Raw genomic sequence first — 25,464 nt, 5'->3', positions numbered from 1 at the left:
GTGCTCAAAAATCCCGAAGGTTGAAAACATGTTCAGAGAATCTGTTTTCCTGTGGCTCGCAAACCATTTGCCGCACGGGCGCTTCGGCACCCGCGCGCGATATGAAGCGCTCAGATTTGCCGGGATGAAACTTGCGCCCAAGGTCATCGTCATGGGACCGATCTCCATTTCGCCCCCCGGTACTGGAAGCAGGGTCACGATAGGCTCCAGAACCTTCATCAATGCCAATGTGCGGTTCGGGGCCAAAGCAGGCGTAACGATCGGACGATTTGCGCAAATCGCACCCGATGTCTCCTTCGAAACGAGTTCCCATGACCTCAGCTTCACCGACGGACGCAGTCGTGCCGACAAGTCCTTGCCAGTCGTGGTACACGATCATGTCTGGATCGGAACCGGGGCGATCATCTTGCCTGGTGTCACGATTGGAAGAGGCGCAGTCGTCGCAGCCGGAGCTGTCGTTACCCGCGACGTTCCGGCAAGAACACTGGTCGCCGGCGTTCCAGCCAAGACACTTCGAGACGTTCAGGAGTCATTTTCATGATGACGGAAACCATGATGGATCACTTCACGCATCTGACCGATCGGTCGTCTCCGGAAGTCGGTCAGTCAGTCCAAGTTCCGAAAGATGGCCGTTATTTGAGTGTGGCAGTCGTTATCGCCAGTACATCCAGGCCGGAACTGCTCGATCAGATATATGGCTTGATGCAGGGTCAGACCTGCCGCCCCGACCTTCTTGTCTTCTCCGTCGTGAATGAAAGCGATGTCGGCGATAAAATTCGGAACGAGCCATCCGCCGAGATATTGTACGGCCCCAAAGGGCTTTGCGCTCAACGAAACAGGGCACTGGACAGGCTTGGGAACACTTACGATCTAATCGTTTTTTACGATGACGATTTCATTCCCGCCAGCAACAGCATTGCACGAATAAAGAAATTCTTCGCAACCCATCAGAGCGTAATCGGGGCGACGGGGAACGTCATCAAGGACGGAATAGGAGGAGCAGGCGTTTCTTTCGATGAAGCGATGAGGCATCTCGCCGAGCATGAAAGAAAGAATTTCGACCACAACTACATTGTTGCCAGCCTTGAAGGCCTTTACGGCTGCAATATGGCATACAGAGCCTCCGCGATCGGAACCTCCCGTTTCGACGAGCGCTTGAAGCTCTATGGGTGGCAGGAAGATGTCGATTTCGCATCTTCATTATCCTCGCGCGGGAGGATCGTGAAGACATTCGCATTTTCCGGAGTTCATCAGGGCGTAAAATTTGGCAGAACCTGCGGAATAAAATTGGGATATTCGCAAATAATAAACCCGATTTATCTAGTTAAGAAAGGAACGATGCCAAAATCATTCGCATTGCGCCTCATTTTCGGCAATCTTATTTCCAACCATGTAAAATCATTGCGGTCCGAATCCTGGATAGACCGCCCCGGACGTATGCGAGGAAATTGGATAGCCCTGTTCGATTTATTAAAAGGCCGCATCAGACCGGAACGGATCGAAAGTCTCTAAAGGCGCTCGTACCCCGCGACGATCGAAACGCGAAGAACAACCATTGAGCCTTGATCTCAAGTCAGCAGGAAATCGCGGCCCTCGGCGCTGACGATCCGCAAGTCCACCCCATAGAGACGGGACAGTCGCTCCGCCGTGACAACATCTGCGGTTGGCCCATGGGCCGTGACCCGCCCCTGATCCAGCAGCACTGCCCGGTCGCACCAGCGCAGGACGGCCTCCGGCTGGTGAACCGACATGAGCACGGCGTAACCCTCTCGGGCCAAGCCGTGCAGAAGCTGCATGACCCGCGCCTGTTGGCCCAGATCGAGCGAAGCGGTCGGCTCATCGAGCAGAAGTGTGCGGGCGCCCTGTGCCAAGGCCCTGGCCACCAGCACCGACTGGCGCTCTCCGCCAGACAATCCCGCATAGCTGCGCCGGGCGAGGCCGGTCAGCCCCATGCGTTCAAGGGCATCGGCAACCGCGTTGCCGTCCGCAACACAAGCGCGCGCCCCGCTCCATCCCCGATCGCTCCACGGCGCGCGTCCCATTGCGACCACTTCGGTCACGGTGAACGGAAAGGCCGCTACATGCGCCTGTGGGACATAGGCAATGCGGGTAGCGATCACCCGCCGCGTAAGGCTGTTCAGCGGCACGCCTTCGAGACAGACCCTGCCCTGCGCGGGTACGATCAGTCCCAGCAGCAGACGCAGCAGCGTCGTCTTGCCGGAACCGTTGGCACCCAGCAGCCCGGTGAAAGTGCCGGGAAGCAAGTCGATTGAGACTTCTGCCAGGATCTCGCGCCCGTCGCGCCAAAAGTGGAGATCGCGGGCCGAAAGTCCGGTTTCGGCGGTATCGCTCATATCCAGGCCCTGCGCACGCGCGGCAGCACGATCAGAAAGGCGATGACGCCGATGAGGTCGGTGACGATGCCGATCGGTATCTCGGACGCCGTCAGGCTGCGCGCCAGAGTATCGCAGATCAGCATGAACATGCCGCCGAGGCAGGCCGCGATCGGCAACAAACGACGGTTTGCCGGCCCGACGATCAGGCGCGCGACATGCGGCACCACCAGTCCCACCCAGCCGATCGTGCCTGCCAGTGCCACGGTCAGCGCACAGGTCGCGGTAGCCACGGCGATCACGCCCATGCGCAGCGTGGGAGCAGGCACACCCAGGCTGCGCGCCTCGTCATCACTCAAGGTCAGGATATCGAGAAACCGTCCACAATGGAGCATCGCCGCGATCCCCAGCGCAAGCCATGGACCGACCTCGCCGATCTGCCCGGCGCTGACCGAAGCAAGACTGCCCAGCAGCCAGAACACGATGTCCGGCAAGACGTTTTCCGGATCGGCCACGAATTTCACGAGCGAGAGCAGCGCGGTGAACAGCGCGGTGCTGATGAGGCCCGCGAAGACGAGGAGCAGGATGCTGCCTTCCTCGCTGCGCCCGAACAGGGCGGCGATGACGATGCCCGCGCCCACGGCGACGATGCCCCCGATAAAACTCGCGACCATGCGCAGTGCGGGCGGCCAGCCGAGCAGGATCGCAACGGCGGCTCCAAACCCCGCCCCTGCCAGAACGCCGAGCAGGCCCGGCGAAACAAGTGGATTGCGAAACACTGCCTGATAGCTGCCCCCGGCCAGCGACAGACCCGCGCCGACAAGCACTGCCGCGATCACCCGCGGCAGGCGGGAATCCAGCACCACGGTAGCGGCATAGGGATCGCCGCTGGCCGATCCCAACCCACCAGCATGAAGCAGTACGCGCCCCACATCGAGCGGGCCGATGGAATATTGCCCCATGCACATCGCCGCGAGGGATAGCGCCACCAGCCCGGCGAGCGCCAGCGGCAGCAGGATCCGGGTCTGCATCATCGGCTCGGCGGCGGCAGGGCGCCGAGAATGCGGCGATACTCGTCACCGCTCAATCCGTAGTCGAAGAAACGGCGATAGAAGGTCACGCTTTGCCGCTCCATGTTCAGCCCTTCGAAATGCGCAGGATGAAGCAGCTTGGCCGTCCATTGCAACTGGAGCGCGAATTCCGGGCCATAGCGATCCCAGGGGAACACACCCGCCGGATTGCGCACCACCCGCCTGCCCCGCAGTACCGGGATACCGTCCCATGGCCGATCGGCGAGGTTTGCGGCCTGGCCGCCGACGATGACGATATCCGGGTTCCAGCGGGCGATCTGCTCGGGCGAGATCGGCTTGAGATTGCCCGACAGCCCGACGGCGGCATTGCGGCCGCCCGCCAGCGTGATCCAGGTATCGATCAGGGTGTCACTGCCATCCGCGCGCAGCGGGGAAAGCGAGGCGAGGTGCAGGACCCGCGGCCGCTGCTCGGGCCGGAGACCGGCCAGCCCGGCACGCAATAGCCCCAGCGTGGCATCGAGGTAGCCTTCATAGCTGCGTGCCCGTGCTGCGGCGAGCGGAGTACCGATCGCCGCAGCCGAAGTTCGCAGGCTGGCGCGCAGGCTGGCGATGTCCGTGAAATCGACCCGCCGGGCGCGAATGCCCAGCCGGGTGAGGCGATCTGCCTCGGAGCCTTGCGAGACGAAAGCCAGATCGATCCCGGCCGCCATCAGCGCCTCGGCATTCGCGGGTCCGTTGGCGACCGAGCGCGCCCTGGAAAGCGCCGGGGCAATGCGGAACATCCAGGGCTGCGCCCGAGGCGTCGCCACCGTGATCGCAATCCTGTCCGCCGCGCCCAGCATCACCGCCATCGCGTTGTGGGCATACCACAGGTCTGCGATCCGCTGGGCCGGAGCGGCAAATGCCGAAACCGGCGCCAGCAGCAGCGCGAGCGCAAGAAGAACCCGCTTCCTCAAAGCGCCAGCGCCAGCGAGGCCTGAACCGTGCGCGGCCGCCCGAGCGTCGCCTGGGTATTGCCCGCGCCGCTGTAGCCGTTCAGCCCGCCCGGCAGGATATTGGTCAGATAGTGCCTATCGAACACGTTGGCGACATCGATGCGCGCCACCACGGTCTTGCCCGCGATCGGAATCTCCTGCTTCGCGCCGAGATCCAGCGTCGTATAACCGGGGGCGTAGAACCGGTTGGCATTGTCGGTCGGCCGGTTGCTGACATGGCGGCCGAAAGCGGTCAGCGCGAAACCGGGCATCGGCGCCACGTTCCAGGTCAGCAGCAGGCTCTCCGTCCAGCGCGAGAGGCCGACGATGCGGGTATCGCGGGTGGCCGCGCTGGCCGTGTCGAGCAGGCGCGGATCGAGATAGGCGATGCCCCCGAAAGCCGTCAGGCCGGGCAGGATCGTGCCGTTGACGGTGAACTCCGCGCCCCGGTTGCGCTGCTTGCCGTCTTCCCGGAAGGTCAGGGTCGCCGGATCGGTATAGGCAAAGGGCCTGGATATCTGGAACGCCGCCAGCGTCAGGTCCAGCCCGGCGAGGCCCCACTTCGCGCCCGCTTCGTATTGGCGGCTGCGGAACGGGGCGAGGATATCGTTCGCATTGGTCGTGCCGACAGGCGCCGTATCGCCCTGTTGCAGACTGCTCGCCCAGGTGGCGTAGAGCGTGACGGCATCGACAGGCTTGTAGACCAGGCTCACCGATGGGCTGAAGCCATGATTGTGGGAACCACTTGTGCGCGCGCCTGCGGCGTTGCTGTTGCGGGTGCCAAGCCAGCTATAGCTTCCGGTGAGCACGGCGCTGACATCCCGGCCAAGCCCGATACGGTCGCTGGCCACGATCACCTGCTGCCAGGACCGCGCCGAGCGGTAGCGATCGGTGAAATCGGGAAAGGCGGGTTCGGCGAAAGCGCGCGGCGCCGCCAACGTCGCGCTGCCGAGCGTGTAAGTGCGCGCGGCGCGGGGATTGAAGTTCTTCGCCGTGAAGCCCGTCGTGCCCAGCGCCAGTTCGTGCGAAAACGGTCCGGTGGCAAAGCGCCCGTTGAGATAGAGCTGGTTCGAAAGCGTGGTGAAGCGGCTGGCGGTCGCCGTCTGGATCGTCGCGGTATAGGCTCCTGCGGCATTGGTGATGGTGTTGTTGATCTGCGTCGTCTGGCGGTCGGCGATCTGGTCGCCGAGGCCCAGGGTCAGGTGCCAGTCGGCCCCGAAGTCGTGGAGCAGTCTTGCGCTGAACGTGCCCGTATCGTTGCGCTGTCCGGCATAGTCCTGCCAGTAACCGCTCTGCCGGGGATCGATGTCGTGCGGAAACGCCAGCCCCGCCGCCAGCGTGAAAGTGCCGGGCAGGCCGCGCGTGTAATAGTGGTAATAGCTGGCATTGGTCTGGAGCACGGTATCTGCGCCCAGCCTGAAATCGAGCGCGAGGCTGGCCAGCTGGCGGCTGACGTGGCTACCGCCGATATAGCCGCCCCCCGCTTCGTTGAGACCGTTGAAGCGCACACCGACCGGGCCGGCGGTTGCCGAAACATCTGCCGATTCCAGCCAGAGATTGCCGGAACCGAAGCCTGCACGAAGATAGGCGGACGGCTGTTCGGTCGGGCGTTTGAGCACGTAGCTGAACAGCCCGGCCGGGTTGCTCGGTCCGTAGATCGCCCCCGAAAGGCCGTTCAGCACGTCGATGCTTTCGAACTGTTCGGTGGGATAGTCCGTGGTCGCCGCGATGTTGAAGCCATCGATCCGCGCATTCTGGACAACGCTGCCCTGAAAGCCACGGCTCTGCGGGCGGGCGCCGTCACCCTGGACCGAAGGAATATAGCGCAGCACTTCCTGAACGCTCTTGAGCTGCTGCTGCTCGATCAGCGCGCGCGGAACGATGTTGATCGTGCTCGGCGTGTCGAGCACGCCGACTTCGCCCAGCACGCCGAGCGAGATGCTGCGCGATTCCGCATGGACCGAGCCTTCGCGCTGTCCGGTGACGATGATCGAACGGCTTTCCGCGGCGGCGCCATCAGCTTCCTCTGCCTGAGCGGTTCCTGCCGAAGCCAGAAGGACGAGCGCGCCGGGGACGCCCGAGAAGACGCCAACGAGTCGAATGGATTTGTTTTTCAAGAACGGCCCCAGGATGATCGATTAACTCTATATCTTTCCGTATATAGATATCGTCGCCCCCTGCCATTCATGCGCAGGGCGTTCAAAGGCTAAACCTTGGTTTAGTGCGCCCAGCCCAAAGCGATAGGCAACCTCGCCTGCCGTTCGGGTTTCCTCGTCAGGGCCGATCGACGAACCTGTTCCCGCAAGATTTGGGAACCATACATGCTGCACCAGACGATCACGCCGGACACCAGCCAGGCCATTTCCGATCCGGGCACCCTGATCGGCCGGCACTCGCTGGCGATGACCCTGGTCGCGGGCGTCCGGCGATCGCTGGATGACGATCCGGTCCTGGCGCGCCACTATCTGGAACGGCTGGAGGCGCTGCTCCATCCGGCGTCGCGGTCTCCAGAGCACGGCCCCGAAAGCGGTCTCGACCTCATTCCCGGCGGCATTCTCGCTCGGCCTCAGAAGAGCAAAGGCGGCCTCGCCCCCTGGCAGGAACGCCGTATCGTCGACCATATCGACGCGAACCTCGGCACATCGATCCGCGCCGAGGATCTTGCTGCGATCGTCGGCCTCAGCGTGGGTCATTTCACGCGGGCCTTCAAGGCCGCCACCGGCGAGACGCCGCATGTCTTCCTCGTCCGCCAGCGGCTGCGCCGGGCGCAGATACTGATGCTGGAGACGCACGATTCCCTCGCACGGATCGCCTGTGCCTGCGGACTGACCGACCAGGCCCACCTCGCCCGTCTGTTCCGCGCCGCCGTGGGCGCAACCCCCACCGCCTGGCGCCGCGCGGCGCAGCGACCGTTACAGCAATAGCCTTTCATCGCCGGGAGCCGCCTCATGCAGATACAGCATCTCGACAGCCTCTCGCCTCCCGAGCCAAGCCGCGCCGAACTCGTTGCACGCATCCAGACGCTGGAAAGCCAGGCGCACCGTCGCAGCCTGATGATGACGGCGGCTGGTCACGACTTGCGCCAGCCGCTCCAGAACATCCTGGCCGCCATCGAGCACGTGGCCGAGCATGTCGCATCTCCGCAATCGCAGCCGGGAGCCGCGTTCTGGCGCTCGGTCGCGATGGACCAGGTCTCGCGCCTGTCCCACGGCCTCGCGGAACTCATGATGGCGTCCAGCGACGAACACCCCTGCTTCGGCGGGGAGCATCGCCCGGTTTCCATCGCATCGATCTTCGAATGGCTGGAAGCGGAATGGTCCGTCGCTGCCGACTACCGGCACCTCTATCTCCGGTTCGTGCCCTGCTCGGCCGTGGTGACCTGCGACCCGGCGGTCCTGCGCACGATCCTGACCAACCTGATCGGCAATGCCATCAAGTACACCCGCGAAGGCGGGATCGTCGTCGGCTGCCGTCGCAGCGGCGATGTCCTGGCCGTCGATGTGGTCGACACCGGCTGCGGCGTGGATCCGGCCCTCCACCGGCGCATCTTCGATGCCTTTGCGCAGGGACATTCCGGCAGCGAGGGCTTCGGCATGGGATTGTGGCTCGTGCAGCGCCTTTCCCAGGTTTCAGGTCATCCGCTCCAGTTCTGGAGCAAGCCCGGATCGGGCTCCCGGTTCCGCGTCAGTGTGCCGATCGCCCGTATCCCCGCACACTGACAAATCCCGTCCCGCTCTCTCCCCCTGACGGACGGGTTCCCTGGGCCGAGGCACTTCGTTGCCTCGGCCTTTTTTTTTCGTCATGACTGCGAAAGCCGGTCCGCCGCAGACATGCCAAAGGCCGGAAACCTTCCCTTGGGGAGGATTTCCGGCCAATCGCAATGATGGCTCAAGGCAGGGTTGCGGGGCTCGGTGGCAGTTGCCCCCCGCTCATTTGCCCGATGCCGCCGACCGTCAGGCCGGGTTGGGCTGACCCAGCGCCTTGCGGGCGATGCTTGCAGCGAAGAGCGGGGTTTCGCGCTTGTTGTGGTCGCCGCCGGCAGCCTGGCGCGCAGCCGCGGCATCCTCGTAGCTCACACCATGTTCGGCGATGAAGGCCATGAACGCATCGGTTGGATGCGCGGTAACGGCATTGGTGTAGCGCGTACGGCCGCCCTCGATCGCCTCGGCCTTGAGTTCCCAGATCACGTTGACCTGGGTGCGGCCATTGGCGGTAAACACGTCCGAGATCGAATTCATGCGGCAGTAGGTCGGGGTCGCTTCCTCGGCAACGTAGTGCTGCACGACCAGGCCCGTGCCGATCATCTCGACATTGATCGACATCCGGCGGCCGTCATCGGTAACGGTGCTGCCGGCGGCGATGTGATCGGGCGGGCAGCAGCGCTGGTATTCAGCCTCGGCAAGATTGAACAGCCAGTCGGCAATGTCGATCTTTTCGATCGGCACATCGATCTCGGCGCTGAATGCCGACTGCGACAGGATCGTATCGGTGAGAACCTTCATAGTTAATTCCTTTCGACTGTAACGGTGTCTTGTTGTGGGTACGGAGGGTGAAACGAGGGAACGGTCAGCCCTGGGTCGGCTTGCCGTCGACAAGGCGCCACAATCCCTGCGGATTGCCGTCGCGGATCGCATCCGGCAGCAAATCCAGGGGCAGGTTCTGGTACGAGATCGGGCGCAGGAAGCGGTCGATCGCGGTCGCGCCGACGGAGGTGAAGCGGGGATCGCTGGTCGCCGGGAACGGACCGCCATGGATGGTGGCGTGCGATATCTCGACCATGTTGGAGAAGCTGTTGGCGATGATGCGATTGGTGCGGGTCTCCAGCACCGGGATCAGGCGGCGGGCAAGGTCCATGTCCGCTTCGTCGACCTGTAGAGTCGCGGTCAACTGCCCGTTCATCCTTGCGGCAAATTCCAGCATCTGTTCGAAATCGGTGCAGCGCACCAGCATCGCCGAGGGGCCGAACATCTCCGAGGCAAGCTCGATGTTCGCAAGCAGGTCGGAAGCCGCAATCTCCAGGATATGGCTCTGACCCTCGCCAGGGCGGGAGACTTCGCCGCCGCTGGCGATCAGCTTCACATGCTCGCTCGCCATCTCTGCGGCGACTTCGCGGTTGTAGTTCCCTAGGATTCCGGGGCTCAGCATCGTCGCTGCCGGAGCGGCCCCGATCGCCGCCACAAGCGCAGAGCGCAGCGCCTCGTAGCCGTCTCCGTCGATCGCGAGGATCATTCCCGGCTTCAGGCACATCTGGCCGACACCGGCCGTCATCTGCCGGGCGAAGCCGGCCGCGAATTCGGCGGCGCGGGCGGCCTGGGCCGCAGGCAGGAGGAACGTGGGGTTGATGCTCGTCATCTCGGCAAAGACCGGGATCGGCTGGGGACGGGCGAGACCTCGGCGGACCAGCGCCATGCCGCCGCCCTGCGAGCCGGTAAAGCCGACAGCCTGGATCAGCGGATGGTCGACCAGCGCTTCGCCCAGTTCGTTGCCCGCGCCGATCAGCACCGAGAACACACCCTCATGCAGACCGTGATCGCCGACCGCCTTCTGGATGGCGCGTCCGACCAGTTCGGAGACCCCCATGTGCGAGCCATGCGCCTTGACCACCACCGGGCATCCGGCGGCGAGCGCCGAAGCCGTGTCCCCGCCGGCCACGGAATAGAGCATCGGGAAGTTGCTCGACCCGAATACGGCGACCGGGCCGATGCCGATCTTCTGCATGCGCTGGTCGAGACGCGGCGTGGGCTTGCGCTCCGGATCGGCGGTGTCGATCGTGGCGGAGCGCCAGCGGCCCTCCTCGGTCAGATCGGCGAACATGCGGAACTGTGCAACGGTGCGCGCGGTTTCGCCTTCTGCACGGGCCTTGGGAAGCCCCGTCTCGCGGGTCAGGCGATCGTAGAGGACATCGCCCAGCGCCGCGATATTGTCGGCTGCGGAGCGCATGAAGGCAGCACGCGCCGAAGGTGCCAGATTGCGATAGGAAGCGAAGGCTTCCGCTGCCAGGCGGCAGGCGCGATCGACTTCGGCAGCGCCGCCGCCATGGAAGACCGGGTCGATCTCGGCGTTGAGAGTGGGATCGAAGGCGCGGACCTGCCCACTGGTGCCGCGCACCGAGGCCTGGCCGATCAGCATCTCGCCAGTTACGTTCATTTCAAGCTCCAGAAGATTTCGTGTGGTTCGGATCGGGACTGCGGAAACCGGCAGGCGCCTAGTCGCCGCTCAACGGGCCGAGGGTTTCGCTGGCCCGTACCGAGGCGGAGATCGCGGCGGGAAAACCGGCGTAGAATGCCAGGTGCGTGATCAGTTCGCTGAACTCGTGCTTGGTCACGCCGTTGTCGATGCCGCGCCGCAGATGGGCCGGAAGCTCTTCGAAGGCCCGCAGCGCGACCAGCGCCGCAACCGTCACGAGACTGCGATCGCGCTTGCTGAGCGCCGTGCCCTCCCAGACCTTGCCGAACAGCGGGTCTTCGACATAACCCGTCAACTGAGGGGTGAAGGCCCGTGCCGCTTCACGCGGGCTCGTCATGTCGGTGGCTGCCATTCTCGTTACTCCGCATCATCATCCATGAGCGGCATCGACAGAATGGTTCCGCCTCGCCGCCGTCACGGATATCGACGCGAAAGCGCTGACTAACAGGCAAACCTTGGTTTAATGATTTGAGACATTGGCACTAGAGGCCGAATCCGGCGGTTCGGCTTCGTCGATTTTCAGGGACCGTAAAACCTCCGGGTTTCCCCACCGGGGATGGTCTGCCAAAGCCTCGGGCGATGAGCCTGTCCGAAATTCAATCTGCCGGAACAACGTCCTGGCGGTCCCTGCGACCGAGCACGACAGACCTGCTGCTGCTTGTCGTTTACGGCCTGGCCTTCGCCGTGCTGCACTGGAGCGCCAGTCCCTGGAGCGGAAAGGGGTTCTTCTCGCTGTGGTATCCGCCCGCTGGCCTTCGGTTCGCAGTGCTTTGGAGCCGGGGGGCGCGTCTTGCACCCTGGCTGATGCTGACCGAACTCATTGCCGACTGGTGCAGCGGCTCTCTGGTGATCGCCCATCCGGGAACGCTGCAGGCGGTCACGGGCATCATGCGCCCCGGACTGACTTGCGGGCTGGCAGTGGCAAGCGTGCGCCGGATCGCCCGTCGACGTGCCGATACCCTCTCGCTACCGCCCATGACCCTGGGTATCGCCGCAATCGCCGCGCCTGCCCTCAATGCCTTGACCGTCATTCCGATCGAGGCCCTGCTGCCCGCTGCGGCCGGGCGCTACCGGATCGACGTCGATATCGTCATCTCGCTTACCGGACTTGCCGTGGGCGATCTGCTCGGCATTCTCGTCCTGGCACCGCTGCTGCTGTGGATCGCCGCGCTGGTCGATAAGCCGCCTCGCGCCCGGCCCGGTTTGCCGCGGCTGCGCCCGGTGATCGAAGACGCGCTGGTGATCGGCGGCTGCCTGTTGCTGACGGTCGCCCTATGGCGCGCGGGGCTTGGTGCCCAGCCCGCCCCGGTCTGCTTGCGGGTGCCTGGATCGGCCTGCGCCACGGCCGTATCGGCGCCTGGTTGGCGATCCTGGCACAAATCGCGGTTTTCCTGCCCTATTCCGCCGGACACCTGAACGATGCGACCCGTCTGGAACTGCACCTCGGCCTCGCCGCCGTCGTTCTGGTCACCTGGCTGGCTGGCAGTTTCTCGGATGCCCAGAAAACCGCCGGCGAAGTCCTCGAACGGCGCAACCGCCTGCTGTTTCAGGCCGAGCGGCTCAAGACCCTGCGCGCCATGTCCGTCGCCGTGATACACGAGATCAGCCAGCCGCTTTCCACCCTCGCCATCGAGGCCGGACACCTGGCCCGCGCGACCAAGGGCCTGCCCGCCGATATCGCCGACAGCGCCGCGCTGGTCGACCGCAAGGCCCGCGCCCTTTCCGACCTCGTGCGAAGGCTGCGCCGCTTCGGCGGGCGTGATGTCGACGAACCCTCGCCGCTCCCGGTCTCCATGTTGCTGCAGACCGCGAGCCAGATCGTCGCCGCCGAGATGCGCGCATCAGGAGCACGGATCGCACTCCCCACCGTCGCGCCCGATCTGATCGTGCAGGCGCAGGAGATCGAATTGACGCAGGCGCTGGTAAACCTTCTGCGCAACGCCCTTGCCGCCAGTCCCGGCAAAACGATCTCGCTGCACGCGCAGGCGCGTGGAAACGACGCAGCGATTGAAGTGACAAATGCGCTTGGCACGGCGAACGGGGCGAGCGCAGGCATGAGTATCGGTCTCGTCGTCGCCCGCACCATCGTCGAGGCGCATGGCGGCACGCTCACCAGGCAGGACATGCCGGGTCACGCCCGCTTCATCGTTTCGCTTCCCCTCCTCGTCGGATCTTCAGAATGAACGATACTGCAAGCCTGCTCGTCGGCGTCGTCGACGACGATGCCGATCTCGGCGCCACCGTCGCACGGCTGCTCGGCCGCAACGGCCTTTCCGCGCGCGCCTTCGTGACGCCGCATGACCTGCTGGCCTCCCTGCCTGACTGCACCTTCGGCTGCGTGGTCAGCGACATCCAGATGGGCGAGATGGACGGGTTTGCCTTCGCCGACGCCTTGCGCGCCCGCGACCCCGCGGCGGCACTGGTGTTCATGACCGCCTGGCCCACGACCAGTCACGCCGTCGATGCGGTGCGCCGTCACGGCGGGCTGGACTACCTTGAAAAGCCGATCGACGAAGCGCGCCTGCTCGCATCCGTCCACGAGGGATTGGCCTGGTCGGCGCGAGAACGGCGCATCGCTGCGCTGACCGGACTGTTCACCCGGCGCGAGCGTCAGGTGTTCGACCTGCTGGTGCGCGGCCATTCCAACAAGGAAATTGCCGAACACCTGACGATCTCGGCACGCACGGTGGAAGATCACCGCGCCGCTATCGTCGCCAAGACGCGCACCAACGGCCTGGCCCAACTTGTCGCGCTCAGCCGGGGCGACGAGCTGTAACCCCTACCGCGGGGGAACGGCCAAGGCCTCTCACTTTCGTGGAAAGCGCGCCGGCTGCGATCGCGATCTCGACGTCTCCGGATCTCGCCTCGCCCGGTGTGCCGTCGGCCGAGCGGATGCGCCAGTCTCGCACGGTCGGGCTATCGATACGCAAGATGGCCTTGCGGGGCGGACCGGCCTGATGCTCCAGCGTGATCTCCCATTCATCGAGAGCGGGAGACAGCACGATCGGCACACCTGCGGCAAAGCGGGTGCCGCCTGGCAGCTCGATGTCCAGACCGGCCCCCTCCAGGCGGGCATGGAAGCGCCGTCGCACGCCGTCGCGCGGCTCGACCAGCAAGTGCTTCCCGCGCCGTTCCAGCGTTCCGCCGATCGCCACGCGCCCGAACAGGTCGTCATCGACCAAAGTCGTGCGGGCCGCACGAAGCGCGCCGCAGAACCCAAGGTCGATCTCGCAGGAATAGTACCATGAGCCATGGCGGTGCGGCTGATCGAGCCAGGTCTTGCCTAGCGCGGCCGGTTCGAACCCGCCGCCCGCCGCGCCGTCGTTCGCCTTGCCGGGATACCAGTAGCCGTAATCGCTCTCCGCGGTGCCGCTGTTGAGCAAAGCCCAGCTGCTCAGCGCCGAAGCATGGCCGAGCCGCAACAGGGCGCGCGGATCTTCGGCGTCGTTCAGCGCATAGTCGAGGATTGCCCATCCGCCCATCTGCGCCATGTAGCTCAGCAGGTAACTGTCCCCCGCATCTGCCCGGTAATCGCTGCCAAGCGTATAGTAGGCGGGTTGCAGCCACCCCCGGCAGAACAGATTGGACTTCATCTGGTGGTGGCTGAAAGCCCGCGCGCGCACCGGGGAAAAGCGCTCGGGCCGATCGAGCGCATAGCGGGCGATCGCCTGCGTGGATTCGAACCCCGTAGAATCGAAAGCATATTCCGAAACGAACAGATCATCCACTTCGTCGATGAAGTGCGCGACCTTGTGCTCCCAGATCGCGGTCAGTTCTTCGGCCTGCACCGCCCGTCCTTCGAGGCGGAGCGCCGCGATCAGGTCGGGAATGACGATTTCGTTGTAATAGCCGATCGAATTCGCTTCCCAATCCGCAAAGGCCTTGGGAATCACGAACATCGCCCTGGCCGTGCCGAATGCCCGCTCCAGGTACTCGGCTGCCGGAAGCCGCGTATGCACGCCCGGATGATCCCGCGCGATGCGGAAGAGCGAATAGTACATCAAGACGATATGCGGATAGTCGTAGGGCCGCCAGAAATGCTGCTGTCCCTTCGGCCCCGGATCGCCGCTGTCCCGGTTCCGTTTCCAATCGGGAATGCCGTAGATCGCATAAGCATGGCTTTCGCCGGTCGAACGCTGGAGCCCACCCCAGACGAAGTGCTCGACATAGTCGTCGAGTGCGTCGATTTCGGCCTGGACCGGCAGCTCCGCATTCTTGGCCGCCAGGAACGCGGGCTTCGACAGACCGGGATCGTCGCAAGTGACTTCGTAGATGCGCCAGCCCTTGATGCGATCGTAATTGTCGGGGCCGAGCAGGACCTCGCTTTCCATGTTCCACTCAGCCAGCAACCCGTCGTACCATTTGGCGGGATCGCGATATCTGTGCGCGGCTATGAAGGCGCCGCGCTTGGCGATCATCGTCTCGACCGGCTGGGTCACGAAGAATTCCAGCGTGGTGAGGCCGCCATCCGCCTGCTCGACGGTTATCTGGTTTTCGCCGAGACGGCTGAAGCGCAACTGGAAGACCTGCCGCCCCGCTCTTTCCGGCAGGGACCGGACTTGCGTGGCATTGGCATGCTCCGCCGTCAGGCCGCGAACCGCAACGGTGGAGCCGATGGATAACAATACGTCCAGATCGCTGGGCACGGTCATGCCCGGAACCACCTCGATGTCGAGCAGGCCATTGCCGGCAATCGTGCGGCGCATGTCCTCATAGCCGCTCACGAAGAAGAAGCGCAGGCCCATCTCCCGGCGTTCTCCGGCAGGCACGACAAGGCTGGTGGCAGGCAGGCGCCAGCGAGAACCCGCCGCTTTCCAGGCGGAAACTTGCGTCGCACCGTGGAAATGGATGCGGAAGCTATCGGCGGCGTCCCCCGGTCGGTCCCAACATTCCAGGGCGGTTCCCGGTGATGGCAGCATCGCCAGCCAGGGTTCCTTGAGGTCCTTGCGCTGCCAGAAGATGTGGGAACTGCGACCCGAAATGAAGCTGTGCTTCAAAAGGGCATCGGGGTCCTTTTCGTCGCTATGGATCTTGTTGATCGGCAAGGGCAGCGCGATATCGCCGAATTCGACCGGGTTCGGGGTATGATTGGCAAGCTCCACGGCAAGATGCAGACCTGCCTCGTCGAGCGAGAAACGGCACACGGCCTCCACTCCTTTCCCGATCGCATAGCGAACGGATAGCCCGCCTTCGGGCAGAGGGCGGATTTCGCCCTCCAGATCGGCCGTGTCGAACGGCTGCCATTCTCCCAGGCCCGTCCGAAAACATCCCGCGACATTGCCGAGCCTGCCGCCGGCATGCAGGAAGTCGCCGGGAATCTGCCCACCGGCGTCGCGAAGGCTGGTGATGCGCCCGCCGTCGAACCCGATGGTGAAAGGCCGCCCCGGACCGGCCAGTGTCCGGCTGACCTTACGCGGCAGAGGCGCCGATTTCGCCTGCGCCGGGCTGCGATATGCGAATGCAAGCGCGAGCAGACTTGCTCCCAGCATCGCCCGGCGATCCAAGCCGCCGAAACAGGGCAATCGGGTCGGCGAACGGAAGCCAAATCGCCCGATCGAGCGCGGAGCAAGGCGAGACATCGAATACCCTTCTACGGTTTCGAATATCGTATACCATTATAAATGCGGCGCAATCCGTTTTTAAGCCCGATGCCGCAACGATCCGCGCCTTATATAAAGCTGCTCCATGCGCCGGAGATACCAGTTCGGGCGTTCTCGCCGCAGGATCGAAGTGAACGACAGCCGAGCGGGCACGGAAATGCGGTATCATTTCAGGCGAACTCACGCCTGGCTCGAAACTGCCGTCCCAGAAGCAGATCGGGAGGCAAACCTCCACCGCCTGCTGGATGACTGGCCAGTTGATGAACGTCATGCCTTAGCCGACCAAGGCGTGCCATACTCCCGGAATGCTCATGCCTGTCTCAAGACTGCCTTTTTCGGAGCGAGATCGTGCATTGGAAAACGCATGAAATCGATCGCAGCTATCCAGCGCACCGAATTGCATTCAGCCTGAGAAAGCCGCCTCCGTATGACGCGGCACCCAGAGCAAACCGACAAGGCTGAGCACCGCGGCAACCGAGATGTAGAGGCCGACGAACAGCACCCCGCCCTTGTCCACCAGCCCCTGCGCAACCGCCGGCGCGAAACCGCCGCCGAGAATACCCCCGACGTTGAAGGCGATCGAAGATCCGGTGTAACGCACCCGCGCGCCGAACAGTTGCGGCAGCAGTGAGGCAAGCGGACCGTAGACGAAGCCCATCGTAAACAGGCCCAGCGACAGGAACGCGGCGATTGCGCCCAGCGATCCGGCCGCGAACATCGGCCCCATCAGCAGGCCGACGACAATGGCACCAGCACTCCCCGCGATCAGCACCCCGCGCGAGGTCCAGCGATCCGCCGCATAGCCGGCCAGCACGATACCCACCGCCATGAACAGGATCGCGAACAACTGTACGCCGAGGACCGCCTGACGATCATACCCAAGCGTCGTGGTTCCGTAGCCCAGCGCGAAAGCGGTGGTCAGGTAATAGATCGCAAAACAGGCGACGACCGCGAATGTGCCCGCCAAGGTCTGGCGCATGTGGGTGCGGAACAATTCGACGATCGGGATCGATTTCGGTTGCTCGCCGTGCATGGCCGCGAAAGATGGCGTTTCGGCAAGGCGGAAGCGGATCCACAAACCGAGGCCGACCAGCACCGAACTCAGCAGGAACGGAATGCGCCAGCCCCAGCGCACGAAATCGCTCTCGGAAAGAGTGAGGCTCAGGACGAGGAACAGACCGTTCGCCGCGATAAACCCCACCGGCGCGCCCAGTTGCGGGAACATGCCGAAGCGCGCACGCCAGCCGGGCGGGGCATTCTCCACCGCCAGTAGTGCCGCGCCGCCCCACTCACCGCCAAGTCCAAGGCCCTGTGCGAAGCGCATCAGGCAGAGCAGGAAAGGCGCGATCCAGCCGACGCTCTCGTACGTCGGCAGCAAACCGATGGCGACTGTCGCGCCGCCCATGAGGAGCAGCGAGGCGACAAGCGTGGACTTCCTGCCGATTCTGTCCCCGAAATGGCCGAACAACGTGGCCCCGACCGGTCGGGCGACAAAAGCCACGCCAAAGCTGGCATAGGCGGCAAGCTGCTGGATCGAAGCGGAATGGGCGGGGAAGAACAAAGGACCGAACACCAGCGCTGCGGCAGTGGCGTAGACGTAGAAGTCGTAGAACTCGACCGCGGTGCCGACGAGACTGGCAGTCAGGATGCGCGCGTTGCGACGGTACTCGTTCACCGGCCCGCGCCTTCAACCACGCGGTCACCCCGATCTGCCGTCACTTGTCCTGCCCTTTACGAAAATTACGAATCGGCGTGGATTTACGGCAATTGTTGCTTGAGTACACCCAAACTTACGCATTTTTCGGGGAGCGCCTCACGGTCAGAACCTACGATATGCTCGCACTGATGGGATCGGTTGGCACAATCGTGGCACGAGGAGGCGTTTCCGTGCGTAATGTGATCCGCCTTTTATAGGCACATTTTCCGCTGTCCCACAGTGCCGCCAAAGGTGGATGACGTCGATCAATTAGCGACATCGTCTTCGTCACAGCAACGGCCTGCGATGGCGCGATGCGCCAAGCGACTATGGCTCGGCGCAGACGACCTGCCACCGCTTGATCCCGCCGAGCTGGGCACCTCGAAGAACCGTCGAATTCCGGCAGTATGGACCGCAGAGGGTTAACAGAGCAGGCGCGGCTACGCATTCTGAGGACATTTCTACGTCGCCGGTGTCAATGGAGAACTGCATTCGCATCAAACAAGCGCAGTTCCCCCTCGATCCAGGTCAGGCGCTGGAAGTTATAGGCAAGGTTGAGCAATACCTATCTTGACGATGACGCGAGCAATGCCGATAGCGCGCAAGACGAGTTCCATCCGATGCTTTATGCCCAGCGAACATATGCTCGAACTGAGCACGGATCTTGGATCGCCAGCTGTTTGCTTTGGCGATCTGCTCTGGCAGCGGGCGCTAAGATCAGGACTTCTGTGGTTGCCGCCCGTGATGCAAGAGGTTTCTGACCGTGTGGGTTGGTGATCGAGTGCGGTCTTCTGTCAGGCCTTTTGATACGGCATTCAGAAGCCGCTGGCCGGTATGGTGATCCGCGGATCAGATCCAAATCTCATTGGCGAGCTGTAGCGCTCAGAGTCCTGAACTGGTTTTTCTGATCCAGATCTGTTCGATCGTTTTGCCCATTCGGGTCGTCGCCTTCTCACACTCCCGTTTATCCGGCCTCAGGCAGAATTTTCAGCATAAATGTTATGCTGCTCCCGCCTGTGCCGGACCTCGATAATCCTCGTTTTTCGTCAGCATTGCCCAGACCGTCCGCGCCATCTTGTTGGCTAAGGCGATTGCCACGAGCATCCGTGGCTTCCGCGATGTGATGCGTGCTAGCCACGAGTCTTCTGGGATGGATTTGCGTCCCATCCAGTTCAACCGTGACATTGCGCCAATAATCAGCAATCGGCGAATATCAGCCTGCCCTGCCTTTGAAGTGCGGCCGAGCCGCTCTTTGCCGCCTGAGGAGAACTGGCGCGGAACAAGGCCTAGCCAGGCTGCAAAGGCTCGGCCGCAATTGAAACTCTTCATCGACGGCGCAAATGCCTCGACCGCCAGTGCCGTCATCGGGCCGACCCCAGGGATTGTTTGCAAGCGACGGGCGGTGTCAGCCTCGGCTGCTAGAGCTTTGATCTTTTCCGTCCGCGCGTTGATACGGACCGTCTGTTCGGCGATCTGTTCCAGCAGATCGCGGCATTCGTCCCGCATCAGATCAGGTAAGTCACTGTGTGGCGCGCCTACGATTTCCTCGATCCGTCCAATCTGACGGATGCCTTGCGGCACGACATGGCCGTATTCGTAAAGGGCTGCCCTGAGTGCATTGATGAGCTCAGTACGCTGGTGGACGAGCCGTTCGCGAGCGCGAAACAGGATCGCTCGGCTTTGTTGCTCGGCACCTTTGGGCTCGACGAAGCGCATTTCAGGCTGCCGGGCCGCGATCACGATGGCCTCTGCATCGGCCGCATCATTCTTCTGTCGCTTTACGAACGGTTTTACGTAGCGCGGCGCAATCAGCTTCACCTCATGACCAAACCTGATCATCTCTCGAGCCCAGTAATGAGCGCTGCCACACGCTTCCATCACGACCAAAGCGGGAGGCTGCTCGGCCATGAACTTGAGGAAACCTGGGCGTGACAGCTTCTTACGAAATCTCGGCTCCCCGGCCATCGATGCTCCGTGAACCTGGAAAATAGCCTTTGCCAGATCCACGCCAATCACCGTCTTGTTCATCATGGTCGCCGTCCTCTCCGCTAAGCTTTTGAGCACCGTATTGTTGGCATAGTGCGATGCCGTCTGGGAGGGCGGCAACCACCCCATCTCATTGATTGATCCAGAAGATGACGGTTGCTGCGATGCAGATGGCGGATATGAATGTGTGGGCGCGTCGATCGTAGCGAGTATGGATGCGGCGCCAGTCCTTGAGCCTGCCGAACATGTTCTCGATCCTGTGGCGCTGGCGATATAGCATCGCGTCGTGCGGGATCGGGACCTTCCGGTTCATCTTTGACGGGATACAGGCCGCGATGTTGCGCTGCGCGAGTGCTTTACGGAACCAATCGGTGTCATAGCCTCGATCGCCGAGCAGGGCTTTGGCGTGGGGCAAAGCATCGAGCATCGGGGCGGCTCCCTTGTAATCGCTCATCTGGCCCTCGCTCAGCAACATGGCCAGCGGCCTGCCCTTGCCGTCGCACACGGCATGGAGCTTCGAGTTCAGGCCGCCTTTGGTGCGTCCGATACGTCTGGGAACAGCCCCTTTTTGAGCAGACTGGCGGCTGTCCGGTGTGCCTTCAGATGGATCGCATCGATCATCAACTGGTCGGGCTTGCCGCCTTGCGCGGAAAGGGCAGAGAAGATCTTATTGAACACCCCGAGCCGGCTCCACCGGATGAAACGATTATAGATCGTCTTGGGCGGACCATAATCAGCGGGCGCGTCGCGCCATCGCAAGCCGTTCCTGATGACGAAGATGATACCGCTGATGATCGGGCGATCATCCACCCGCGGCACACCGTGAGACAGCGGGAAATATGGCTCGATCCGGCGCATCTGCGCCTCCGACAACCAGATCAGATCTCTGATGGCGACGCCTCCTTACGCCGACATTGAAACAACCAATCGCCCGATCGGCAACAAATTTAATAGGTCCTGACCTTAGCCTCTGCCGGTTGTGCCTAGCGCCTACTGCCCAAGTGCTTTGGGCCGGTCTCGACAGTGCAGCGCTACTTCTACGCCTGGCGAAACGCAGGCTTGTTCGAAATCATAAACGCCTTGCTGGTGATGAACGTGCACGAGATCGAAGGCCGCAAAGCCTACCCCAGTGCGGGTGTCATCGATAGCCAGTCGTTCAAAACGACCGAAAGCGGCGACTCCTACGGATATGACGCGGGTCAGAGGATCAAGGAGCACAAGCGCCATATCCTGAACGAGACCTGCGGATTCCTGATTTCCATTCTAGTTCACACCGCAGATATTCAAGACCGCGATGGCGCCGTAGATGTGCTCGTGGGCGTTCGAAAGCGCTTCCCTTGACTACACCATGTTCTGCCGATGGCGGTTCCGCGGTCGACAAGCTCAGGAAAGCTCTATGCCGAGAGGGATATTGGACGATCGAGATCATCAAGCGCTCTGATCGGGCGAAAAGCTCTACGCCTTGCCCCATGTTGGATCGTTGAGAGCACTTTCGCATGACTGGGGTTATACCGACACCTCGCCCAAGATTGGGAGGAAACCATCGCATCATCAACAGCGTGGGTCACGATTGCCTCCATCCGCTTGCTCATCCGCAAAACCGCAAGGTGGGCACCTTCATTTACCTCTCGCCAAGGGGGTCTTGGGATGCTTCACTGCCATTGTGCTGCGGGAGCGGTCGATGCGGCAGACGGGGCTTTTCGGTTTATCAGACCACATGAAGCGGCTTTCAGCGGACGGCGATCCGCTGGAGGTCCTGGCTCGTGTCGTGGACTTCGAGGCGTTTCGGCCGACGTTGATGGCGGCGCTGGCCTATTCCGATGGCGCGAAGGGTGGCCGCCCTACGATCCGATCGTGATGCTCAAGATCCTGGTGCTGGCGGCGCAGAACAACGTGGCCGACGCGCGCATGGAATGGCTGATCCGCGATCGTCTGAGTTGGCTGCGCTTCCTGGGATTTGACCTTGGGGCTGCAACGCCGGATGCGAACACGATCCGCACATTCCGCGAGCGGCTCACCAAGACTGGGGCGCTGAAGACGATATTCTCTGACTTCGACCGGCAACTGAAGGCGCAGGGCTACCTGCCGATGGGCGGGCAGATCGTCGATGCCACGCTGGTCGCCGCGCCCAAGCAGCGCAATACCGAGGCTGAGAGGGCAGCGGTCAGGGAAGGCAAGACTGCCGCCGAGATATGGCCGGGTGAACACGCGAAGGCGCGGCAGAAGGATACCGATGCGCGCTGGACGCTCAAGTTCGCCAAGGCCAGGCCGGCCGCCGATGGCAGGCAGCAACCGTACATCGCGATCCCGAGTTTGGGCTACAAGAGCAGTATTTCGATCTGCCGAGCCTTCGGCTTCATCCGCAAGGGCAAGGTTACCGATGGCGCGCGCTACGACGGGCGCATGCTGCGCGATGTTGTCAGTGAGGACAACACCGCTGGGCGGATACCGCCTACCGCAGTCAGAGTAACGAACGCTGGTTAAAGGCCCATGGCCGGGTCAGCCGCATTCACCGCAGAAAACCCAAGGGGCGGCCGATGCCTGCCCATATCCGACGTGGCAACGCCTCCAGATCCAAGGTCCGTGCCCGGGTTGAACACGTGTTCGCGCATCAGAAGGCGAAGATGGGCCTCTTCATACGTACCATCGGCATCGCCCGCGCCGAAGCCAAGATCATGCTCGCCAATCTGGCCTTCAACATGCACCGCCTGGTCTTCCACGAAACCCGGCAAGCCACAGGATAGGTGCGCCTTGATACGGTGCGAGGAGCCCCGGCATCCAGGGATACAACACAGAAACCCCCAGCGAGCATGTGACATCGACGCTTTAACGCTCGATCAGCCAATCAATTCGTCAGCCCGTTCCAATTCGACGGGTAAATGGAGGTGCACAGGTATTGCTATGCCCTGCCGAACTTTTGAATCGAACCCTTATAAATAGAGAGTAATTTGACGCATTAACCTAAATTACGAAATATTTCAAAGCCTCACTATAATGACGAATTATTTCAACAACCCAATCTTCTTGGCCATTAGATAATTTTATATATGAATTAAACCCGTTTTCCGACATTTTTTTACCAAAAGATCATTGGCAAATAATTTATTCACCGCCTCAGATGATTCATCAAAATTATGAATATCTATAGTAATTCCAGCTTGAATTTTTTCTATATCCCTTGCCATTAGTGCATTTTTACTAACTACCGTCGGGACTCCAGATCCAATTGCTTCCACGGCGGCGAGGCCAAATGGCTCAGGCCACCTTCCCGGCATCAATGCAATTCGCGATTCATGGAGGATTTATCTAATACCCTCCCTATCAACATGGCCAATAAAATTGGCCGTCGGGTTTATAGATTTTACAAGATTTTCTTGATCCCCTGAACCAACAAAGGAAATATCAGCCCCCACTGAAAGTGCTAATCTTGCAGCAACGTCAGCACCTTTTTCCCTAGACACCCTTCCAATAAATACTATCTTCTTATTTTTTTCTGCAAAAACTCTTTTATCACTAATTGGAACAATCGGATTCTTGATAACAGAAAGATTTTCTCTAGGCCACCCAGAGATCACAAAGTTCTCCAACTGCCCTGGGTGTATCAAAATCACCCTCGCCCCACCGGATCCTATAGAGCACAATGATTTTCTAGTAATATCCCTAGATAATCTCCAAATTTTCTGCGCATAAGAATTTTTATCACACTGAGTTGCAACACACCTCAAAGACCCTGGCTTTAAGCGACACTCCAGTTCTTTTTGAAAATCATAAAACGCTCCATTAGGGCAGGCATTAAAGTAGTCATGGGCGTGCAAAATAACCCTATCTGACACACTTCTTAAAGCGTTAAATATAGAAACACTTAACGTTTTCGTCCAACCATGAAGATGATAAACGGTTCCTTTTGTATCATTAGCCTTTATCCATTCAGATATTTTAGAACTCGATGCCTGATTCCAAAACCCTTTAAAAAAGGCATCTGAAACAGATCTTTGCAGCAAAGACACCCCACCCAATGGAATAAACTCCACTCCTTTTACACGAAAATTATTGCCAGAATCTCCAGAAAAAAAGTAACAGGAACGCCCATTTGGGCCAAATTTTTAATTAACAAATTAACAAGATAAGACGCCCCACCTAAAACCTCACTATAATCATGCATTATCACGACCCTATCTATTTTTTTTAAATCACCCCTCATAGATCACCTTTGTTGAAAAAATTACATATTATTCCAATTAAATACGCTGCATGTATATTATTATTCTCGCAAAGACCTATTTAATTGATCCATCAACGGCCTTGTGATATATTGCAGAATTGTGCGACGATCGGTTTGAATGAATACCTCAACCGGAAGTCCGATAGGAATTCTTGCGCGCCCTAATTTTTTTAATTCATCATCAGGAATTGTAATTTCCACAGGATAGAAGGCATCGTTTGAAACAGTCGCGTCGTTAATATTCACGGCTACAAGCTCAACTGAACCAGATAAATCAGGAGTTTATCGCCCACTGAACGAAATAAAGCGTAGCCTTGCCAATTGTCTCCACGAAATTTTATCTATATCTCTTGGTTTGACCCGGGCCATCGCAATCACCCCTTCTCGTAAGGGAACTATTTCCATCAGCATTTTTCCTGCTGGGACAACACCCCCCGGTGTACGAACTTGAAGTTTATCGACGACACCATCCTGCGGCGCTCGAACAAGCATTCGATTATATTGGTCGCTTGTAACAATTCGCTGCTTATTCAAATCAGCAATTGCCGTCTCGACTTGAGCAAGTTCCATGGCGGCTTCACTTCTTGAAGCGCTATCGGCTAGGTACATCTGGGCCCTGAACTCCGCGGCTCTAGCGCGCGCTTCAACAATCCCCGCCCTCGCAGATGCTACTTGCGCATCGACCCCCACCGCGGCGCGCTCTAATGCGTTTAGACGGTCCAGTGTTGTCAGTCTATTTTCATAGAGCCCTTTTGTTTGCTGCAATTCTTGTTGCAATAGGGAAGACTGCCTATCCAGCGCACTCACCTGACTTAAAAGGGACATTATTTCCGCATTTGATTGAGAAATTTTTGCTTTCCACTGCTGGGCTTGGTCAAATCGCACTTTTTTGGTTAAGTGAAAATTCTTCAACTCGTCATTTAAAACCGCTCTTGTTTCCGAATTTGATTGAGCGCTCAATTCCAATGGAGTGGGAAAAGATACCATTTTGGCGCCCTCCTGTGTCGCTCGCAATCGAGCCTCCTTTGCGGACAGCCGATCTATTCCCAATCTGGTAAGTTCCAGAACTCCCCCGGAGACCGTGCTGTCCAGTTGAATAAGGGGCTGCCCCTTACGGACGAGATCTCCATCCTTGACCAATATTTTTACAACAACACCTCCAAACGGATGCGTTATTTCCTTCACATGTGTTGCGACGGTGATTTCTCCGGGAGCAATGACTGCCCCGGAAATAGTAAGAAATGCTATAAGCGCTGTAAGACACATGCCCAGCATAAATATTGATAAGAATCCGGCATCGAATATTCTACTCAGTTTTCTAACTGAATTTTCACCATCGGTGTCCAAATATGGTTTAGCAAGGATATTGCCGAATGGCCTCATGCCGCCCTCCCAGCAAAGCTGGTTCCTAAATTATTCCTAGAAATCCATTTATT

General features: G+C 60.7%; 22 protein-coding genes and 4 pseudogenes. 9 read left to right on the top strand and 17 right to left on the bottom strand.

The features are described 5' to 3' along the window. The first annotated feature begins 28 nt into the window (after nucleotides 1-28). Nucleotides 29-541: an acyltransferase gene (locus ACZ1II_RS04505; protein WP_465143220.1), complete on the top strand. Its 513-nt coding sequence runs from the start codon at nucleotides 29-31 to the stop codon at nucleotides 539-541. After that, entirely contained in the window at nucleotides 538-1,512 is a 975-nt protein-coding gene (locus tag ACZ1II_RS04500; protein WP_465143219.1) for a glycosyltransferase family 2 protein, read from the top strand. The genes ACZ1II_RS04505 and ACZ1II_RS04500 overlap by 4 nt, the downstream gene beginning before the upstream one ends. Before the next feature lie 56 nt (nucleotides 1,513-1,568). Here ACZ1II_RS04500 and ACZ1II_RS04495 read toward each other — a convergent pair whose 3' ends face one another. Genes ACZ1II_RS04495 through ACZ1II_RS04480 form a run of 4 tightly spaced genes read right to left on the bottom strand, consistent with a single transcriptional unit; the run spans nucleotide 1,569 to nucleotide 6,455 of the window. Beyond that, nucleotides 1,569-2,354 (bottom strand): ABC transporter ATP-binding protein, encoded by a 786-nt coding sequence (locus ACZ1II_RS04495; RefSeq protein WP_465143218.1) that lies wholly within the window; start codon nucleotides 2,352-2,354, stop codon nucleotides 1,569-1,571. Next, a complete protein-coding gene (locus ACZ1II_RS04490) occupies nucleotides 2,351-3,364 on the bottom strand; it encodes a FecCD family ABC transporter permease (RefSeq protein ID WP_465143217.1) in 1,014 nt (337 codons plus the stop codon). The genes ACZ1II_RS04495 and ACZ1II_RS04490 overlap by 4 nt, the downstream gene beginning before the upstream one ends. Then, nucleotides 3,364-4,320, bottom strand: a complete 957-nt coding sequence (locus ACZ1II_RS04485; protein ID WP_465143216.1) for a TroA family protein — start codon at nucleotides 4,318-4,320, stop codon at nucleotides 3,364-3,366. The genes ACZ1II_RS04490 and ACZ1II_RS04485 overlap by 1 nt, the downstream gene beginning before the upstream one ends. Then, complete coding sequence (locus tag ACZ1II_RS04480; protein ID WP_465143215.1) at nucleotides 4,317-6,455, bottom strand: TonB-dependent receptor; 2,139 nt, start codon at nucleotides 6,453-6,455, stop codon at nucleotides 4,317-4,319. Before ACZ1II_RS04480 ends, ACZ1II_RS04485 begins: the two co-directional genes overlap by 4 nt. Nucleotides 6,456-6,659: 204 nt before the next feature. On the opposite strand from ACZ1II_RS04480, the gene ACZ1II_RS04475 reads away from it, so the two are divergent. Together ACZ1II_RS04475 and ACZ1II_RS04470 are read left to right on the top strand one after the other, a co-directional pair. After that, nucleotides 6,660-7,262 (top strand): helix-turn-helix domain-containing protein, encoded by a 603-nt coding sequence (locus ACZ1II_RS04475; RefSeq protein WP_465143214.1) that lies wholly within the window; start codon nucleotides 6,660-6,662, stop codon nucleotides 7,260-7,262. Nucleotides 7,263-7,286: 24 nt separating this feature from the next. Next, nucleotides 7,287-8,057: a sensor histidine kinase gene (locus ACZ1II_RS04470; RefSeq protein WP_465143213.1), complete on the top strand. Its 771-nt coding sequence runs from the start codon at nucleotides 7,287-7,289 to the stop codon at nucleotides 8,055-8,057. A gap of 234 nt (nucleotides 8,058-8,291) precedes the next feature. Here ACZ1II_RS04470 and ACZ1II_RS04465 read toward each other — a convergent pair whose 3' ends face one another. The 3 genes from ACZ1II_RS04465 to ACZ1II_RS04455 all read right to left on the bottom strand — a co-directional run bounded on the left by ACZ1II_RS04465 (nucleotide 8,292) and on the right by ACZ1II_RS04455 (nucleotide 10,876). Then, nucleotides 8,292-8,840 (bottom strand): hypothetical protein, encoded by a 549-nt coding sequence (locus ACZ1II_RS04465; protein WP_465143212.1) that lies wholly within the window; start codon nucleotides 8,838-8,840, stop codon nucleotides 8,292-8,294. A gap of 64 nt (nucleotides 8,841-8,904) precedes the next feature. Beyond that, nucleotides 8,905-10,485: an aldehyde dehydrogenase (NADP(+)) gene (locus ACZ1II_RS04460; RefSeq protein ID WP_465143211.1), complete on the bottom strand. Its 1,581-nt coding sequence runs from the start codon at nucleotides 10,483-10,485 to the stop codon at nucleotides 8,905-8,907. A gap of 58 nt (nucleotides 10,486-10,543) precedes the next feature. Then, nucleotides 10,544-10,876 carry a carboxymuconolactone decarboxylase family protein gene (locus tag ACZ1II_RS04455; protein ID WP_465143210.1) on the bottom strand — a complete coding sequence of 111 codons (333 nt, stop codon included), beginning with the start codon at nucleotides 10,874-10,876 and terminating at the stop codon, nucleotides 10,544-10,546. A gap of 227 nt (nucleotides 10,877-11,103) precedes the next feature. On the opposite strand from ACZ1II_RS04455, the gene ACZ1II_RS04450 reads away from it, so the two are divergent. The 3 genes from ACZ1II_RS04450 to ACZ1II_RS04440 all read left to right on the top strand — a co-directional run bounded on the left by ACZ1II_RS04450 (nucleotide 11,104) and on the right by ACZ1II_RS04440 (nucleotide 13,300). Then, entirely contained in the window at nucleotides 11,104-11,940 is an 837-nt protein-coding gene (locus tag ACZ1II_RS04450; RefSeq protein ID WP_465143209.1) for an MASE1 domain-containing protein, read from the top strand. 161 nt (nucleotides 11,941-12,101) lie between these two features. Continuing rightward, nucleotides 12,102-12,707 (top strand): sensor histidine kinase, encoded by a 606-nt coding sequence (locus ACZ1II_RS04445; RefSeq protein WP_465144529.1) that lies wholly within the window; start codon nucleotides 12,102-12,104, stop codon nucleotides 12,705-12,707. Then, nucleotides 12,704-13,300: a response regulator transcription factor gene (locus tag ACZ1II_RS04440; protein ID WP_465143208.1), complete on the top strand. Its 597-nt coding sequence runs from the start codon at nucleotides 12,704-12,706 to the stop codon at nucleotides 13,298-13,300. Before ACZ1II_RS04445 ends, ACZ1II_RS04440 begins: the two co-directional genes overlap by 4 nt. Here the strand turns inward: ACZ1II_RS04440 and ACZ1II_RS04435 are convergent. From ACZ1II_RS04435 to ACZ1II_RS04410, 6 genes and pseudogenes are all read right to left on the bottom strand, one after another. Further along, nucleotides 13,278-16,013 carry a DUF5695 domain-containing protein gene (locus ACZ1II_RS04435; RefSeq protein WP_465143207.1) on the bottom strand — a complete coding sequence of 912 codons (2,736 nt, stop codon included), beginning with the start codon at nucleotides 16,011-16,013 and terminating at the stop codon, nucleotides 13,278-13,280. The two genes, ACZ1II_RS04440 and ACZ1II_RS04435, sit on opposite strands and share 23 nt — an antisense overlap. Further along, a complete protein-coding gene (locus tag ACZ1II_RS04430; protein WP_465143206.1) occupies nucleotides 15,934-16,395 on the bottom strand; it encodes a hypothetical protein in 462 nt (153 codons plus the stop codon). The genes ACZ1II_RS04435 and ACZ1II_RS04430 overlap by 80 nt, the downstream gene beginning before the upstream one ends. Nucleotides 16,396-16,527: 132 nt before the next feature. After that, nucleotides 16,528-17,799, bottom strand: a complete 1,272-nt coding sequence (locus tag ACZ1II_RS04425) for an MFS transporter (RefSeq protein WP_465143205.1) — start codon at nucleotides 17,797-17,799, stop codon at nucleotides 16,528-16,530. A gap of 496 nt (nucleotides 17,800-18,295) precedes the next feature. Further along, a pseudogene (locus ACZ1II_RS04420) lies at nucleotides 18,296-18,531 on the bottom strand (hypothetical protein); the annotation flags it as partial. 288 nt (nucleotides 18,532-18,819) lie between these two features. Further along, entirely contained in the window at nucleotides 18,820-19,851 is a 1,032-nt protein-coding gene (locus ACZ1II_RS04415) for an IS110 family RNA-guided transposase (protein WP_465143204.1), read from the bottom strand. 85 nt (nucleotides 19,852-19,936) lie between these two features. Then, a protein-coding gene (locus ACZ1II_RS04410) for an IS5 family transposase (protein ID WP_465144528.1) occupies nucleotides 19,937-20,697 on the bottom strand; the annotation gives its coding sequence in 2 pieces (ribosomal slippage) (nucleotides 19,937-20,364 and nucleotides 20,364-20,697; 762 coding nt in all). Between the two features lie 63 nt (nucleotides 20,698-20,760). Between ACZ1II_RS04410 and ACZ1II_RS04405 the strand changes: the two are divergent. Together ACZ1II_RS04405 and ACZ1II_RS04400 are read left to right on the top strand one after the other, a co-directional pair. After that, nucleotides 20,761-21,414 (top strand): annotated as a pseudogene (locus tag ACZ1II_RS04405) (IS5 family transposase); the annotation flags it as partial. Nucleotides 21,415-21,487: 73 nt separating this feature from the next. Further along, nucleotides 21,488-22,550 (top strand): annotated as a pseudogene (locus ACZ1II_RS04400) (IS5 family transposase). Nucleotides 22,551-22,847: 297 nt separating this feature from the next. On the opposite strand, the gene ACZ1II_RS04395 reads toward ACZ1II_RS04400, so the two are convergent. From ACZ1II_RS04395 to ACZ1II_RS04380, 4 genes and pseudogenes are all read right to left on the bottom strand, one after another. Then, nucleotides 22,848-23,108, bottom strand: coding sequence for a glycosyltransferase (locus ACZ1II_RS04395; RefSeq protein ID WP_465144527.1), 261 nt, complete (start codon nucleotides 23,106-23,108; stop codon nucleotides 22,848-22,850). Next, complete coding sequence (locus ACZ1II_RS04390) at nucleotides 23,109-23,837, bottom strand: glycosyltransferase family protein (protein ID WP_465143203.1); 729 nt, start codon at nucleotides 23,835-23,837, stop codon at nucleotides 23,109-23,111. It lies immediately after the preceding gene. 230 nt (nucleotides 23,838-24,067) lie between these two features. Then, nucleotides 24,068-24,298, bottom strand: a pseudogene (locus ACZ1II_RS04385) (HlyD family type I secretion periplasmic adaptor subunit); the annotation flags it as partial. A 12-nt stretch (nucleotides 24,299-24,310) separates the two neighbouring features. Next, entirely contained in the window at nucleotides 24,311-25,411 is a 1,101-nt protein-coding gene (locus tag ACZ1II_RS04380; RefSeq protein WP_465143202.1) for an HlyD family type I secretion periplasmic adaptor subunit, read from the bottom strand. Nucleotides 25,412-25,464: the final 53 nt, after the last annotated feature.

The organism is Novosphingobium sp. BL-S-20, from assembly GCF_055521635.1.
Note: the sequence above shows the minus strand (reverse complement) of the source record. Positions and strands in the feature narration are given on the sequence as shown.